12 protein-coding genes, 1 tRNA gene and 1 pseudogene are annotated in these 15,873 nt (G+C 69.4%); 8 read left to right on the forward strand and 6 right to left on the reverse strand.

What is annotated here, in order from left to right:
- Position 1: 1 nt before the first annotated feature.
- The 6 genes from ESD82_RS01200 (at position 2) to ESD82_RS01225 (ending at position 7,687) form a co-directional block, all read left to right on the forward strand.
- Positions 2-1,969: a hydantoinase B/oxoprolinase family protein gene (locus ESD82_RS01200; protein ID WP_147428422.1), complete on the forward strand. Its 1,968-nt coding sequence runs from the start codon at positions 2-4 to the stop codon at positions 1,967-1,969.
- Positions 1,966-2,265: a (2Fe-2S)-binding protein gene (locus tag ESD82_RS01205; RefSeq protein WP_028710680.1), complete on the forward strand. Its 300-nt coding sequence runs from the start codon at positions 1,966-1,968 to the stop codon at positions 2,263-2,265. The genes ESD82_RS01200 and ESD82_RS01205 overlap by 4 nt, the downstream gene beginning before the upstream one ends.
- Positions 2,262-3,587: an NAD(P)/FAD-dependent oxidoreductase gene (locus tag ESD82_RS01210; protein WP_147428421.1), complete on the forward strand. Its 1,326-nt coding sequence runs from the start codon at positions 2,262-2,264 to the stop codon at positions 3,585-3,587. Before ESD82_RS01205 ends, ESD82_RS01210 begins: the two co-directional genes overlap by 4 nt.
- 115 nt (positions 3,588-3,702) lie before the next feature.
- Positions 3,703-5,166 carry an aldehyde dehydrogenase family protein gene (locus ESD82_RS01215; protein WP_147428420.1) on the forward strand — a complete coding sequence of 488 codons (1,464 nt, stop codon included), beginning with the start codon at positions 3,703-3,705 and terminating at the stop codon, positions 5,164-5,166.
- A gap of 11 nt (positions 5,167-5,177) precedes the next feature.
- Positions 5,178-6,230: a tartrate dehydrogenase gene (locus ESD82_RS01220; protein WP_147428419.1), complete on the forward strand. Its 1,053-nt coding sequence runs from the start codon at positions 5,178-5,180 to the stop codon at positions 6,228-6,230.
- Positions 6,227-7,687 (forward strand): NAD-dependent succinate-semialdehyde dehydrogenase, encoded by a 1,461-nt coding sequence (locus ESD82_RS01225; protein ID WP_269147206.1) that lies wholly within the window; start codon positions 6,227-6,229, stop codon positions 7,685-7,687. Before ESD82_RS01220 ends, ESD82_RS01225 begins: the two co-directional genes overlap by 4 nt.
- A gap of 134 nt (positions 7,688-7,821) precedes the next feature.
- Here ESD82_RS01225 and ESD82_RS01230 read toward each other — a convergent pair whose 3' ends face one another.
- Complete coding sequence (locus tag ESD82_RS01230; RefSeq protein WP_208852040.1) at positions 7,822-9,795, reverse strand: NADH:flavin oxidoreductase; 1,974 nt, start codon at positions 9,793-9,795, stop codon at positions 7,822-7,824.
- Positions 9,796-9,989: 194 nt separating this feature from the next.
- Between ESD82_RS01230 and ESD82_RS01235 the strand changes: the two are divergent.
- Both ESD82_RS01235 and ESD82_RS21945 read left to right on the forward strand, forming a co-directional pair.
- Positions 9,990-10,872 (forward strand): annotated as a pseudogene (locus ESD82_RS01235) (IS110 family RNA-guided transposase); the annotation flags it as partial.
- Positions 10,873-10,943: 71 nt separating this feature from the next.
- The gene (locus ESD82_RS21945) at positions 10,944-11,348 is read left to right on the forward strand and encodes a hypothetical protein (RefSeq protein WP_208852055.1); all 405 of its coding nucleotides are present in this window, start codon (positions 10,944-10,946) and stop codon (positions 11,346-11,348) included.
- A 213-nt stretch (positions 11,349-11,561) separates the two neighbouring features.
- On the opposite strand, the gene ESD82_RS01240 is transcribed toward ESD82_RS21945, so the two are convergent.
- From ESD82_RS01240 to ESD82_RS01260, 5 genes are all read right to left on the reverse strand, one after another.
- A tRNA-Ala gene (locus ESD82_RS01240) sits at positions 11,562-11,637 on the reverse strand.
- 466 nt (positions 11,638-12,103) lie between these two features.
- Complete coding sequence (locus tag ESD82_RS01245) at positions 12,104-13,078, reverse strand: glutathione S-transferase family protein (RefSeq protein WP_147428418.1); 975 nt, start codon at positions 13,076-13,078, stop codon at positions 12,104-12,106.
- 65 nt (positions 13,079-13,143) lie between these two features.
- Positions 13,144-13,587 (reverse strand): thioredoxin TrxC, encoded by a 444-nt coding sequence (gene trxC, locus ESD82_RS01250; RefSeq protein ID WP_147428417.1) that lies wholly within the window; start codon positions 13,585-13,587, stop codon positions 13,144-13,146.
- An 81-nt stretch (positions 13,588-13,668) separates the two neighbouring features.
- Entirely contained in the window at positions 13,669-15,456 is a 1,788-nt protein-coding gene (locus ESD82_RS01255; RefSeq protein ID WP_147428416.1) for a SulP family inorganic anion transporter, read from the reverse strand.
- Positions 15,447-15,872, reverse strand: coding sequence for a DUF6691 family protein (locus ESD82_RS01260; RefSeq protein ID WP_147428414.1), 426 nt, complete (start codon positions 15,870-15,872; stop codon positions 15,447-15,449). Before ESD82_RS01260 ends, ESD82_RS01255 begins: the two co-directional genes overlap by 10 nt.
- Between the last annotated feature and the right edge of the window lies 1 nt (position 15,873).

Genomic DNA, 15,873 nt, shown 5'->3' on the forward strand with positions numbered 1-15,873 from the left:
CATGTTCGACAAGATGACGCTTCAGGTCCTGGCCAACCACGCCCGCGCGGCGGCCGAGAACATGGCCCATACGCTGCACCGCACCGCCCATTCCGCCTTCGTCAAGGAGACGCAGGACTTCACCGTCATGCTGATGGACAAGGGCGGCGACACCTTCGCGGTGCCGATGGACCTGGGCGCGACCTGGTATCCGGGCCTGACCTATGGCCGGGCCATCGCCATGGTGGACGATTACCGCCCGGGCGACGTGGCCTTCACCAACGACCCCTATTCCGGCCATGTCGCGACCCATGCCCCCGACACCCACCTGTGGAAGCCGGTCTTCGCGGATGGCGAGATCGTCGCCTGGACCGGCGGGCATATCCACAACACCGACATGGGCGGCGCGGTGCCGGCGTCCCTGTCCCGGTCCCTGACCGAGATCCATCAGGAAGGCATCCGCTTCCCGCCGATGAAGCTGGTCAACGAAGGCGTCTTCGACGAGCAGATCCTGCGGATCATGCAGACCAATGTCCGCAAGCCCGCGCTGAACATCGGCGACATCAAGGCGCTTGTCGGCGCGCTGAACACCGGCGAGCGCAAGGTGCATCAGATGATCGCCCGGTTCGGCAAGCAGGGCTTCGTCCAGGGCGTCGCGGCGCTGAAGGACCAAGCCGAGGCGCAGGCCCGCGACATCCTGCGCGCGATCCCGGACGGGGATTACCAGTTCGCCGATTACGCCGACGAGGACAGCGACCAGGCCAATCCCTGCCGGCTGAACCTGACCCTGAAGATCCGCGGCGACAGCGCGGTGCTGGATTTCACCGGATCGGACCCGCAGCTTGGCAGTTCGCTGAACGTGCCTTCGGGCGGGGATCCGCGCCATACCATGCTGCTGGTGGGGGTCTATTACGTCCTCTACACGCTGAACCCGCGCATCCTGCTGAACACCGGGCTGACGCGGCCCTTTACCTGCATCGCGCCGGAAGGCACGGTGCTGAACCCGGTGGCGCCCGCTGCCGTGGGGATGCGGTCGCTGACCTGCGCGCGGTTGCGGTCGGTGATCTTCGGGGCATTCTCGCAGGCCATTCCCGACCGGATGCCCGCCGCGCCCGCCGGCAACAACTGCATCATCAACGTGATGACGCGGGACGAGCGCACGCAGAAGACGGTCATCGCTGCCGTGAACCCGGTGGTGGGCGGCGGCGGCGGCATGCCCTGGCGCGACGGCACCAACGGCTCGGGCGCGGACGCGGCCTATTTGAAGAACACTCCCATCGAGATCACCGAGACCGAGGTGCCGGTGGAATTCGTCCGCTACGGCCTTGCGCAGGACAGCGGCGGGGCCGGACGCTGGCGGGGCGGGCTGGCCACCGAGATGGCCTTCCGCGTCTTCGCCCCCGATAGCCGCATCACCGCGCGCAACCGCGACCGCAGCGTCTTCCGCCCCTGGGGGATCCTGGGCGGCAAGGCGGCGGGCCTGGCCGAGATGATCGTGAACCCCGGAACGCCCGAGGAACGGCGCACCGGCTCTGCCGACACCGCGATCCTTGGCCCCGGCGATGTGCTGATGATCCGTTCCGCCGGGGGCGGCGGGCGCGGCAACCCCTTCGAGCGCGAGGTCTGGCGCGTCGAGCAGGATGTGGCGCGGGGCTATGTCTCGGCCGATGCGGCGCGGCGCGATTACGGCGTGGTCGTCGGCGATGCCGATGCCACGGCGGCGCTGCGGGCGCAGGCGACGGAACACCAGGGGCATTTCCATTTCGGCCCCGAACGCGACGGTTTCGAGGCGCGCTGGACCCATGCCGCCTATGAGACCCTGACGGAGATCCTGGCGGCGTTGCCGATCCATTGGCGCTTCTTCGCCAAGACCGAGATCTTCCGCCGCATGGAGGGCAATGGCCCCGAGGCCGTGCACCGCGCCTTCGACGCCGTCTGCGCGCGTTTCCCCGACCTGCCGCGCCCGGCCCTTGCGCAGGCCGCGGAATGACCGGGCAACTGGTCCGGCTGGCCGAGACGGGGCGCGCGCCGGTCGCCTTCCGTTTCGACGGGCACGACATGACCGGGCTCATGGGCGACACGGTGCTGACCGCGATCCTGACCGGCGCCGGATCGCTGCGCCCGGCCGAGTTCGGGCCGGAACGGCGCGCGGGCTTCTGCCTGATGGGCGCCTGCCAGGACTGCTGGATCTGGGCCGAGGACGGCTCGCGCCTGCGCGCCTGCTCGACGCCCCTTGCGGCGGGGATGCGGCTGCTTTCCGAGGCGCCGCAAGGGTGGCCCGCATGACGCGGGTGCTGGTCGTCGGCGCCGGGCCTGCGGGCATCCGCGCGGCAGAGCGGCTGGTCCGCGCGGGCCTGCGCCCGGTCGTGGTGGACGAAGCCGCGCGGGCCGGCGGCCAGATCTATCGCCGCCCGCCCGAGGGCTTTACCCGGCCGCCGGAAAAGCTCTATGGCTCCGAGGCCGGGAAGGCGCGGGCGCTGCACGCGCTGTTCGACGGAATGGTGGCGACGGGGCAGGTGGATTATCGCCCGCAATCCTCGGTCCATGCGATCCGCGACGGGGTGGCGCATGTCGGCGCGGCACGCATTCCCCATGACCGGCTGATCCTGGCGACGGGGGCCACCGATCGCCTGGTCCCGGTGGATGGCTGGCAGCGTGCCGGGGTCTATTCCCTGGGCGCGGCGCAGATCGCGCTGAAGGCGCAGGGCGTGGCCATCGGGCGGCAGATCGTGCTGGCAGGATCGGGGCCGCTGCTGACCCTGGTGGCGACGCAGCTGCTGGCGGCGGGGGCAGGGGTCGCGGCGGTGCTGGACACCTCGTCCCTGGCGACGCAGATGCGGGGTGGCATCGGCATGGCCCTGGCCCGCCCGGCGGTGACGGCGCGCGGGCTGGCGATGCGGGCGCGGCTTGGACGGCTTTATCACGCCGGCGTCCGGCTGGAGCGGATCACGGACGACGCGGTGCATTGGCGCGATGGCAGGGGCCGGGCGCAGGTCACGGAATGCGACGCGGTGGCGCTCGGCTGGCACCTGCGGGCGGAAACGCAACTGGCCGATCTGGCAGGCGCGCGCTTTGCCTGGTCCGACACCTGGGCGCAATGGCTGCCGGTCGCGGACGAGATGGGCCGGGCGGGGCCGGGCCTCTATCTGGCCGGAGACGGGCTGCGCATCCTGGGCGCGGACGGCGCCGAAGTCGCGGGTGCCCTGGCCGCTAATGCCTGCCTGAACGACCTGGGGACCGCCACGCCCGGCACGCGCGCGCTGCTGCGCCGCGCCCGGCGGCTGCACCGCTTCGCCGCCGCGATGGCGCGGGCCTTTCCCTGGCCCTCGGGCCAGCTGGATGCGCTGCCCGATGCGGCTGTCCTGTGCCGCTGCGAGGGGATCACCTTGGGACAGATGCGCGATGCCGCAGGCCTGGGCGGGGCCGAGGCCAATCGCGTGAAATCCCTGGGCCGCATCGGCATGGGTCGCTGCCAGGGCCGCTATTGCCAGCTTGCCGCCGCTGCGCTGATCGCCCGCCACGCCGGTCTTGCTCCGCAGGAGGGGGGCCGGCTGCGCGGCCAGCCCCCGGTGCGCCCGGTGCCCGTCGGCGCGTTGCTGGAGGACTGACAGCATAATCTTCCGTGCCTCGGTGCGGCACGGTGATTTCTGCTGCCCGATGCGCCCCTTCGGCAGCTTTCGCCGGCCGCCCCGCGCCACCCTTGTCCCAACAGCCGAGGATGCCATGACCCTTGCCTTCGATCCCCTGTCCCTGACCCTGCCCGCAGGCCATTTCATCGACGGCGCCTATGTCGAGGACGAGGCGCGGCTCGAGGTGCGCGCCCCCTCCAGCGGCCGGGTGATCGGCCATATCCCCGTAGCCGATGCGGCCATGGTGGACCGCGCGGTGGCGGCGGCGCGGCGGGCGCTTGCCGTGTCGGGATGGGCGACCCTGCATCCCCGCGACCGTCTGCGCGCGCTGCATGCCTGGGCCGACCTGATCGAGGCCGAGGCCCCGGCGCTCGCCCGGCTGGAGGCGGTCTGCTCCTCCCGCCCGGTCGCGCATGTGGCCGCGGGCGACGTGCCGGTGACGGCAGAACAGATCCGCTTCTTTGCCGAATTCGCCGACAAGGAAGGCGGCGACCTGGTGCCCACGGGCGCGGGCAGCCTGGGCTTCATCGCCGCCGAGCCCTATGGCGTGGTCGGCGCCATCGCGCCCTGGAACTTCCCGATCTCGATGGCGGGCTGGAAGCTGGCGCCGGCCTTGGCCGCAGGCAATGCCGTGGTGCTGAAACCGTCCGAGATGACGCCCTGGTCCACGCTTTACATGGCCGAACTGTCGGTGCGCGCAGGCATTCCCGCGGGGCTGGTCAATGTCGTCCTGGGCGACGGGCCGGTCACCGGGGCGGCGATCACCGGGCATGCCGGCATCGACAAGGTCAGCTTCACCGGCTCGACCCGCGCGGGGGCGGCGATCATGGAGAATATCGCGTGCACCGGCATCAAGCCGATGACCCTGGAACTGGGCGGCAAAAGCCCGATGCTGGTGTTCGACGATGCCGATGTCGACCTGGCCGCCACCTGCCTGGAGCGCGGCATCCTGCCCAATGCCGGCCAGTTCTGCGTCGCCGGATCGCGCATCATCGTGCAGCGCGGCATCGCCGATGCGCTGGCCGAGCGGCTGGCCGACCGCTTTGCCAGGCCGCGGCCGGCGCCGACCTGGGCGGAAAGCCCCGGCTTCTCGCCCATCATCTCGGACCCGCAGCTGCGGCGGATCGACGGCATCGTGCAGGCGGCGCGGGCGCAGGGCGGCGAGATCCTGTGCGGCGGCACCCGCTTCGATCACGAGGGCAGCTTCTACCGGCCGACCCTGATCGGCGGCGTTTCGGCCGACAATCCCGCCGTGACCGAGGAAATCTTCGGCCCGGTCGCCACCTTCCAGACCTTCGACACCGAGGAGGAGGGGCTGGCCCTGGCCCAGCACCCGACCTATGGCCTTTGCGCCGGGCTGTTCACCCGCGACCTGTCCCGCGCCCTGCGCCTGACCCGGCGGCTTGAGGCGGGGACGGTCTGGGTCAACCGCTATGGCCGGTCGCGCGACCATATCCTGCCGACCGGCGGCTGGAAGGCCTCGGGGCTTGGCAAGGATCTGGGACGCGAGGCATTCGCCGCGAACCGCCGCACGAAATCGGTGCTGATCGACATCTGAAGGAGAAGACCATGACCGCCCACAAGATCGCGCTGATCCCCGGCGACGGCATCGGCGTGGATGTGACCGACGCCGCGATGCAGGTGCTGGACGCCGCCGCCGCGCGCTTCGGCTTCACGCTGGAACCGTCCCGCTTCGACTGGTCCTGCGAGACCTGTCTGGCGACCGGCCGCATGATGCCCGAGGACGGGATCGAGCAGCTGCGCCCCTTCGACGCGATCTATCTGGGCGCGGTCGGCTGGCCCGCCACGGTGCCGGATTCCGTGTCGCTGCACGGGCTGCTGCTGCCGATCCGCAAGGCCTTCGACCAATATGCCAACATCCGTCCGCACCGGCTGCTGCCCGGCGTGGAAGGCCCGCTGAGGGCGGAAGGCTTCGACATCCTCTGCATCCGCGAGAACACCGAGGGCGAATATTCCGGCGCCGGCGGCCGCGTCCACCAGGGCCGCGACAACGAGGTCGCCACCGAAACCGCGATCTTCACCCGCAAGGGGGTCGAGCGCATCATCCGCTTCGGCTTCGAACAGGCGCGGGCGCGGCGCGGGCACCTGACCTCGGTCACGAAATCCAATGCGCAGAAATATTCGATGGTGTTCTGGGACGAGGTGACGCAGCAGGTTGCCGCCGAATATCCCGACGTGACCGTCAGTCCCATGCATATCGACGCCATGGCCGCCAAGATGGTGATGGCGCCGCAGGATCTGGACGTGATCGTCGCCTCGAACCTGTTCGGCGACATCCTGACCGATCTGGGTGCGGCGATCCAGGGCGGCCTGGGCTTCGCGGCCTCGGCCAATATCTGCCCCGACCGCAGCGGCCCGTCGATGTTCGAGCCGGTGCATGGATCGGCCCCCGACATCGCGGGCAGGAACCTTGCCAATCCCATCGCCGCGATCTGGTCGGGGGCGATGATGCTGGAGCACCTGGGCGAGAAGCCCGCCGCCGATGCGGTGCTGGCCGCCATCGAATCCGCCACCGCCCGGGGCATCGGCATCCGCCCCGGCTTGCACGGCACCGATGCCATTACCGCAGCCGTCCTGGCCGCGCTGGAGGAACACGCATGAACCAGATGACCGATTTCGGCCCGCAGTTGAACGATCCCGGCCTGTTCCGCCAGGCCGCGCTGATCGACGGCCAGTGGATCGCCCGCCCCGACATGGAGGTAATGAACCCCGCCACCGGCCGCGCCATGGGCACCATGCCCGACTGCACGGCAGATGAAACCGCGCAGGCCATCGCCGCCGCGGAACGCGCCATGGTGGCCTGGCGCAAGCGCACCCATGCCGAGCGCGCCGACCTGCTGATGGGCTGGTATCAGCTGATGCTGGACCACGCCGACGACCTGGCGCAGATCCTGACCGCGGAACAGGGCAAACCCCTGGCCGAGGCGCGGGGCGAGGTGCTTTATGGCGCCTCCTTCCTGCGCTGGTTCGCCGAGGAAGCGCGGCGCATCAACGGCAAGATCATCCCCTCGCCGGTGCCGGGCAAGAAGGTCTTTGCCATGAAGGAGCCGGTGGGCGTCTGCGCGATCATCACGCCCTGGAACTTTCCCATCGCGATGATCACCCGCAAGGTGGCGCCGGGGCTGGCGGCGGGCTGCACGATGGTGGTGAAGCCGTCGGACCTCACCCCCTATTCGGCGCTGGCGCTTGGCGTGCTGGCCGAACGCGCGGGCATCCCGGCGGGCGTCATCAACATCCTGACCGGCCGCCCCGAGGCGATCGGCGCCACGCTGACCGCCAGCCCGGTGGTGCGCAAGCTGTCCTTCACCGGCTCGACCCGCGTCGGCGCGCTGCTGGCCGAGCAATGCGCGCCGACGCTGAAGCGCATGTCGCTGGAGCTGGGCGGCAACGCGCCCTTCATCGTCTTCGACGATGCCGACCTGGACGCGGCGGTCGAGGGCGCGATGCTGTCCAAGTTCCGCAACGGCGGGCAGACCTGCGTCTGCGCGAACCGGATCCTGGTGCAGTCGGGCATCCACGACGCCTTCGTCGCGGCGCTGGCGAAGCGTGTCGATGCGCTGCAGGTCGGCCCCGGCACGGCCGAGGGCACGACCATCGGCCCGATGATCAATGGCGCCGCCATCGCCAAGATCCGCGCCCATGTCGAGGACGCGCTGTCCAAGGGCGCGACCCGCGCCACCGCCGCGCGCGATCTGCCCGATGCCTATGCCGATCCGGTGGTTCTGGTCGGCGCCACGACCCAGATGCAGCTGGCCGCCGAGGAAACCTTCGGCCCCGTCGCCCCGATCTTCCGCTTCGAGACCGAGGAAGAGGCTCTGGCCATCGCCAACGGCACGCCCTTCGGCCTGGCCGCCTATTTCTTCACCCGCGACATCGCGCGGGCCTTCCGCGTGGGCGAGGCCTTGGAGTTCGGCCTTGTCGGGCTGAACACCGGCGCGGTCAGCCATGCCGAAACGCCCTTCGGCGGCGTCAAGGCCTCGGGCCTTGGCCGCGAGGGAGCGCAGGACGGGATCGAGGAATATCTGGAAACCAAGGCGTTCCATTTCGGCGGGCTGTAAGGCCCGCCCCTTCTCGAAACGCTGTCACACCCCATGAAAGGGCGAGCGGCCTGTAGGGTGGGGTTTCACCCACTTTTTGCCGGGCGCGCGGTGGGGTGAAACCCCACCCCAAGGCCTGCGCCCAAGGCCCGCCGTCACAACCCCAGGCACAGCCGATAGGCATCCAGGATCGAGGCGTGCAGGTCGCGGCTGGCAACGGCATCGCCGATCCGGTGCAGCGCGAAACCTTCGCCTGACTCGTGCAACTCGGTGAACAGATCGTCCAGCGGCAGGGTGCCGTGTTCGACGACCACCTGCGCGGCGTCCAGGCTGCGTTTCGCCCCCGTCATCTCGTTGCGCAAGGTGGCGCGCAGCCGGTTTCCCCGGCGCTCGACCCGGATCAGCGCGAGATCGGTCAGGGTGGCGAGGCCCGCCTGATAGAAGCGTTTGCGGAAGCTGGTGGCGTCCTGATAGGGCATCTCGGTCGCCGGGACCGCGTCGGGAGTGGCAAGGGTGACGGTCCGCCCGGCATCGGCCAGCTTCAGCGCGCAGGACGGCGCTGCCTGCCGCCCGGTGCCGTCATAGACCAGCACCTCGCCCTGGGCCGCGACCGCGCCGGTCAGCAGATCCCAGGTGCTGTGGCAATGCTCGGCCCCCTCCAGCCAGTCCAGGTCGGGAATGCCGCCGGTCGCCACGACGACGATGTCCGGCGCCTCGGCCAGGATGTCGGCCGCCTCGGCCCAGGTGTTCAGGCGGACATCCACCCCCAGCCGGCCCAGTTCGCTGCGCCGCCAGTCGATGATGCCCAGCAGGTCGCGGCGCCCCGGTGCCTTGGCCGCCACCAGGATCTGCCCGCCAAGGCGCGCCGCTGCCTCGATCAGGGTGACGCGGTGGCCGCGTTCGGCCAGCACGCGCGCGGCCTCCATCCCCGCCGGGCCGCCGCCCACGACAATGGCGCGGCGCGGCGCAGGGGACCGGGGGATCGCGTGGCCCAGGGTGGTTTCGCGCGTGGTCGCGGGGTTATGGACGCAATGCGCCTTGCGATACAGGCAATAAGAGGCGCCGACGCAGGGGCGGATGCGATCCTCGACCCCGGCCGCGATCTTGGCGACCAGATGCGGGTCGGCGATATGGGCGCGCGTCATGCCGACCAGATCCGCGATCCCGTCGCGCAGCACATGGCGCGCGGTGGCCACGTCGCGGATGCCGCCCGCGTGCAGGACCGGCAGCGACACCGCCTGCCGGAAGGCGCGGATATGCGCCAGATAGGGGGCTTGGGGCTGGAACATGCCGGGCATGTTGTCCTCGGTCAGCAGCAGGTCGCTGTCCATGCGGCCATAGATGCAGTCGAACAGATCCACATGCCCCTCGGCCTGGATCATCCGGGCGATCTCAAGGGCTTCGTCGGCGGTCAGCCCGTCCGTGCCGCCTTCGTCGACGACATAGCGGATGCCCACCACGAAATCGTCGCCCACGGCACGGCGGACCGCCTCGTGCACCATCAGCGCGAAGCGGGCGCGGTTGGCAGCCGATCCGCCGAAGCCGTCGGTGCGACGGTTGGTGCGCGGCGACAGGAACTGGCCGATCAGGTGCCCGCCGGTCAGCGTCTCGACCCCGTCCAGCCCCGCCTCCTGGCAGCGCCGCGCGGCGGCGGCGAAATCCGCGATCACCCGGTCGATATCGGCGCGGTCCATCTCTTTCGGAAAGCTGCGGGTCCGGGTCTCGCGCACCCGGGACGGCGCAATGGCCGGCAGCCAGGCGCCGCCAAGCGCCGTGGCCCGCCGCCCCAGATGCGAGATCTGGCACATGATCGCCGCCCCCTGGCCATGGATCCGGTCCGCCATCGCCGCCAGATGCGGGATGACCGCGTCATCCGCCAGGTTCAGCTGCCCCCCGCCCCAGCTGGAATCGCGCGAAATCATGGCCGAGCCGCCGATCATCGTCATGCCGATGCCGCCCCTGGCCTTCTCCTCGTGATAGGCCATGTAACGCTCCCCCGGCATTCCGCCATCGTCCAGCATCGAGGCATGGCTGGTGCTGACGATGCGGTTGCGCAGGTCCAGCCCCCGTAGGCTGAAGGGGCGAAGAAGCGGGTCGGCTGATCGGGCGTCGGGGGCGAACATTTGCATGCTGTGATCCTGTCTGCAGCGGCACGTTGGGGCGCAAGCCGCCCCCTCAACCTGCCTAGATGCCGTAATGGGCCAGCGTTCCTCTGGTGGCCATGAAGGTGGCTGTCCCTCGGGGTGATGATGTCGGAAACGGGGTCCGTTGGTTTCGGCCCCAGGCATCAGACGGGGAACAGCCATGGACTTATTATGCAGGAATCGACGTGTCGCTGGAACAGAGCAGTGTTTGCGTGGTGGATGCGTCTGGTAAGATCATGCGCGAAACGAAAGTGGCGAGCGAACCGGGGCATTCTCGCGGCACTTCGCCGAACTTGGATTTCCAGTCGCCAGGATCGGTCTCGAGGCAGGCCCTCTGTCGCAATGGTTGCGTGAGGGTCTGGTCGTCAAAGGTTTTGACGTGGTGTTGCTGGAAACGCGGCATGCGAAGGCTGCGCTGTCGGCGATGACGGTGAAGGCGGACCGCAGGGACGCGCGTGGAATCGCGCAATTGCTGCGCATGGACTGGTGCCGCCCTGTGCATGCGAAGTCGGCAGATGCCCAGGCGACGCGGGCGTTGCTGGTCGGCCGCGAGCTGTTGCAGGCCAAGCTGCGCGATGTCGAACCCAGCATCCGCGGCATGCCTCACGTGGCTACGGGCTCAAGGTCGGCGAGGTAAGCCACGGGTGTTTCGAGGCCCGTATTCGCGAGCTCATCGAAGGGCATGACATGCTGGCGACGGTCATCGGTCCGATGCTGAAGGCGCGCGCCGCCTTGTGGGAGGAATTAACCCGGCTGCACCCTGCGATGTTGAAGATCGCCCGTGTCGATCCTGTCTGCCATCGGCTGATGAGTCTGCCTGGTGTCGGAGCCTTGGTTGCGCTGACCTATCGCTCTGCGGTTGACGATCCAGGGCGGTTTTCCAGGTTCCAAGCCGTTGGTGCCTACCTCCGATTGCTGCCCGGAAAATATCGGTCGGGCGAGACCGACAGAGATGGCGGTATCACCAGGGTCGGTGACGGCATGGTGCGTAACGCGCCTTATGAAGCCGCGCATATCATGCTGACGCGCGCCTCAAGGTTCGCTTCATCTCCGAGATCCGCCGCATCGTCGGTGCGCATCTGCTGCGGGTCGCGCCAGATTACCTCGACACCCGCCACGCCACCGATCTGCTGATGCTGGACGGCCGGGACATGCGCATAGCCGCCAGGGTGCAGCGCCATGGCTATGCCGGCAGCTATCCCTGCGACCTCACTATCCGCTCGCGCCGGCCCTCGGGCAATCCGACCGGACTGGCCAAGATTGTGAACGGCGAGGGCGACTGGCTGTTTTATGGCCACGCCAATGCCTCCGGGACGGGGTTCGACCTGTGGTGGCTGCTGGACCTGCGGGCCTTCCGGGCCGGGCTGATCCGCCACGCCTCGAACGGCTATCCGACCGAGCCTGCGCAGATCGACGGCATTCGGAAAAGCTCAGCCAGAACCGATTGGCCTTCTCGGCCATCCTTATCGCCACTTGATGGACACCGCATCGGAATAGCCCCCGTCACGGCTGGCCTAACCGCTCCGGGTTTGAAATGATGCCTGCCGCTTCGGCCTCTGGAACGGGCGCGAAGGCTCCTAGTTGTGCCCCGAAGCTGACACCTCGATCCGGCTCGCTTCCGGGCTACACGGGTCGCTGAACGTCCAGCGAAATCCAGCGGCATCTTTTTTCGGGTGTGGGGGCGAGCGTGGGGTGGCACGCGGCGGCATTCGTCTAACCGGCTGATATTACATCGAAATGTGCGAGAGAATTGGTGGAGCCAAGGGGAGTCGAACCCCTGACCTCTTGAATGCCATTCAAGCGCTCTACCAACTGAGCTATGGCCCCACCGGAGGTCTCGGGCGGCGTCTCCGGCGCCCGTGTGAGGCGTCGTATAGGAGGGGGCGCCGGCGGGTGCAAGCGGAAAAATACGGCATCGGGGAAAAATTCTCGCGCTGTCCGCCAAGCCCAATAATCATGGCGGTTTTCCTGGAAAACCCGCGGTTCAAAACCCTGCGTGGGCAGGCGCGCGGCTGCCCCGAGATCGTGCCGCGAACCCCGCCAGGACGGTTTGCCCCTTGCGGTTCCGGGCCGCAATCGGGGCAGTGCCGGGGCCGGCCCCGGTCCGGCGCCGATGCCTGTCCTGCCGCGGGCGACCTGTTCAGAAGACGGGGGCGACTGCGCCGTCCCCCATGGTCAAGGTGGCGATGCCCATCGCTGGCCGGGCGGCTGGCGCGGATGGCGGATTCGCGCGGCAATCACGCCGCCTGATAAGGATCCGCCGCGGCGGCCGGGCGCCTGGCAAGGCTGCCCCTCAGCCCCGGCCGTGCGGCTCCTGCCAGTCGATCAGCGGGTTGATCGGGATGATGCGATGCGGGTTTATCGTGTCGTGGCTATAGTGGTAATGGCGCACGATATGGTCGAAATGCACCGTCTCGGCCACGCCGGGCCATTGGTAAAGCTCGCGCGTCCAGCCCCAGAGGTTCGGATATTCCCGCAGCCAGCGCCGGTTGCATTTGAAATGCGTGTGATAGACCGGGTCGAAGCGCAGCGCGGTGGTGAAAAGCCGCCAATCCGCCTCGGTGATCCGCGCGCCGCAGAGATAGCGGTTGGCGGACAGATGACCCTCGAGCCAGTCCAGCGTCTCGAAAAGCGGGCCGACCGCCTCGTCATAGGCCGCCTGCGATGTGGCGAATCCGGCCTTGTAGACGCCGTTGTTTACCCGGTCGTAGATGCGTTCGTTCATCGCGTCGATCCGGTCCAGCAGCTCGGCCGGGCAGTAATCGTCCTCATTCCCGGTCAGCCTGTCGAAGGCCGAATTGAACATGCGGATGATCTCGGCGCTTTCGTTGCTGACGATGGTCTGCTGCGCCTTGTCCCACAGCACCGGCACCGTCACCCGGCCCGAGGCTTTCGGATCCGCCCTGAGGTAGAGGTCGCGCAGATAGGGCAGGCCGTAAAGGCGATCCCCGGTCGCGCCGGGGAAATCGGTGGCGAAGGTCCAGCCCTCGGACAGCATGTCGGGATGCACGGCCGAGACGCCGATATGCGGCTCCAGCCCCTTGAGCGCGCGAAAGATCAGCGTGCGATGCGCCCAGGGACAGGCATAGGAGACATAGAGGTGATAGCGCCCGCTTTCGGGGCCGAAGCCGCCCTTGCCGCTGAGGCCGGGGCGGCCGTCCGGGGTGATCCAGTTGCGCCAGGCGGTCACGCTGCGCTGGAAGCGCCCGCCGCTGCTTTCGGTGTCATACCATTCGTCATGCCAGACGCCGTCGATCAACTGGCCCATGCCGCCCCCCCGCGTTTCCGTCCGGCCCAGCATAGCCGAGCGGGCAGGGCGGGCAACCGCCCGGTTCAGTTGCCCAGTTGCGCCTGCGCCCAGCCGGCGATCGAGGCGGCGTTCATGGCGCCCGATTGCCGCGCGATCTCGCGCCCGCCGCGATAGAGGATCAGCGTCGGGATGCCGCGGATACCCAGGGCGGCGGCGACCTGCGGCTCGGTCTCGGAGTTCAGCTTGATGAGCCGCATCTCGGGCTCCAGCATGCCGGCGGCGCGGGCGAATTCGGGCGCCATCATCCGGCAGGGGCCGCACCAGGGCGCCCAGACATCGACCAGCACCGGGATCGAGTTGCGGCCGACCTGGCGCTGGAACATCGCCCCTTCCACATCGGCGGGATGGCCGGAAAACAGCGCGTCGCGGCATTTGCCGCAGCGTGCCGCGCGCGCGTCACGCTCGGGCGGCAGGCGGTTCGTGGCGCCGCAGGCGGTGCAGACGATCTGGCGGTCGGTGCCGGACATGGTCAACCTCGGGGTTCCGGGCAGGGCTGCCCCGATATATTCGCAGGCGCGTAGGTAAACAAGGCCCGCCCTGCCGGAGCCCTATCCGCCCCGCAAAAGCCGCGCCGCGTCGCCGTAACAGGCCAGCCCCGTTTCCTGCGCCGGGCCGGCATCCGGCCCCAGGTCGCGGCGCAGCTGGCAGATGGCCTCGTGCTGGCTCAGGAACACCTGGCCGGACAGGTGGCGCATGAAATCGCTGCGCCGCAGCCGGTCCATCACCGGCCCCTTGACCTCCGAGAGGTGCAGCTTGATCCCGCCCTCGGCCAGGCGGCGGTTGATCTCCTCGAGGCTTTCCAGGGCGCTTGCGTCTATGTCGTTGACCGCGGGGCACATCAGCACGACGTGGCGCAGGCGCGGCCGGTCGGCAACCAGCGCGGCGATGCGGTCCTCGAGAAAGCGGGAATTGGCGAAATACAGGCTTTCATCGACGCGCAGCGACAGGATCTCGGGCCAGATCAGCACCCGGTGACGGTCGACATTGCGGAAATGCTCGGTTCCCGGCACCTGGCCCACCACGGCGGAATGCGGCCGCGAGCTGCGGTAAAGCTGCATGACCAGCGACAGCAGCACCCCGGCGCTGATCCCAGGCTCGACCCCGACCAGCAGCGTGACCAGGATGGTCGCCGCCATGGCCAGGAAATCGCGCGGCGAATAGTCCAGCACCCGGCGGATGGCGGGGAAATCGACCAGCGACAGCACCGCCAGGATGATCGTCGCTGCCAGCACCGCCTGCGGCAGGTCGGCCAGCAGCGGCGTCAGGAACAGCGCCGCCAGCGCGATGCCGATGGCGGTGAACACTCCCGCCGCCGGGGTCTGCGCCCCCGCGTCGTAATTCACCACCGAGCGCGCGAAGCCGCCCGTGACCGGATAGCCCGCGCTGAGCCCCGCGGCGATATTGGCGGCGCCCAGCCCGATCAGCTCCTGGTCCGGGGCGATCCGCTCGCGCCGCCGCGCCGCCAGGGTCTGCCCGACCGAGACCGATTCGACGAAGCCCACGACCGAGATCAGCAGCGCCGCCGGCGCCAGCGCCGCCAGCAAATCAAGCGACGGGATGGGCAGCGACAGCCCCGGCAGGCCCTGCGGGATGGCACCGACCAGCGCCACGCCGCGCCCGCCCAGGTCCAGCGCCTTGGCCAGCGCGATGGAAACGGCGATGGCCAGGATCGGTGCCGTGCGCGCCAGCATGTCGGCCAGCCAGCCGGGCAGCCCGGCCCGCACCAGCCCGCGCCTGCCCCAGCGCCGCGCCGCGTAAAGAAAGGCCAGCGACCCGGCGCCGATGGCCAGCGTCCAGGGATTGGTCCGGGGCAGGCCGGCGAAAAGCGCGGGCAGGATCTCGGGCAGGGTCGAGCCGCCGCCGCCCAGGCCCAGCAGGTGCCGGATCTGCCCGGCCGCGATCAGGATGCCCGAGGCGGTGATGAAGCCCGACATCACCGGATGGCTCAGGAAATTCGCCAAAAACCCCAGGCGGAAGATGCCCGCCGCCACCAGCATCGCGCCCGAAAGCAGCGCCAGCGCCACGGCGGCGCTCAGCGCATCGGCCAGCCCCGCCTGCACCACCGGCCCGATGGCCGAGGCCGTCATCAGCGAGACCACCGCCACCGGCCCGACCGCCAGCACCCGCGAGGTGCCGAAGACCGCATAGGCGACCAGTGGCAGGATCGAGGCGTAAAGCCCGACCTCGGGCGGCAGGTTGGCCAGCATGGCATAGGCCAGGCTCTGCGGGATCAGCATGATGGTGACGATCACCGCGGCCAGCAGGTCGGCGCTCAGCAGCGCCCCGCCATAGCCGCGCGCCCATTGCAGCATGGGCAGGCGGTGGATCAGGTGCATCTGCGGCGGACCCTTTGCCCTGTTTTGACGATTGCGATTCCAGCGGCCATTGTTGCGGAGAAGAGGACGGGTTCTGGGTGGATGAGGCCGATGGCGGGGATGGCGCCGCCGGGGCAGAATCCCGAGAGCCCCCAGCCCAGGCCGAACAGCGCCGATCCGCCGACCAGGGCCGGGTCGATGTCGCGCCGCTCGGGCAGGTGGAAGCGCAGCGCCAGCACCGGCGCCGGCCGGCGCAGCACCAGCCGGTAGCCCGGCAGGGCCACCGCCAGCGCGCCGCCCATCACGAAGGCCAGGGACGGATCCCAGGCCCCGGCAATGTCGAAGAAATTCAGAACCTTCGCAGGGTTGGCCATGCCCGAGACCGCAATCCCCGCGCCAAAGACCAGCCCAATCAGCAAGGCCGACAGCAAGACCATC

Source organism: Paracoccus pantotrophus, from assembly GCF_008824185.1.
Classification (GTDB): Bacteria; Pseudomonadota; Alphaproteobacteria; order Rhodobacterales; family Rhodobacteraceae; genus Paracoccus; species Paracoccus pantotrophus.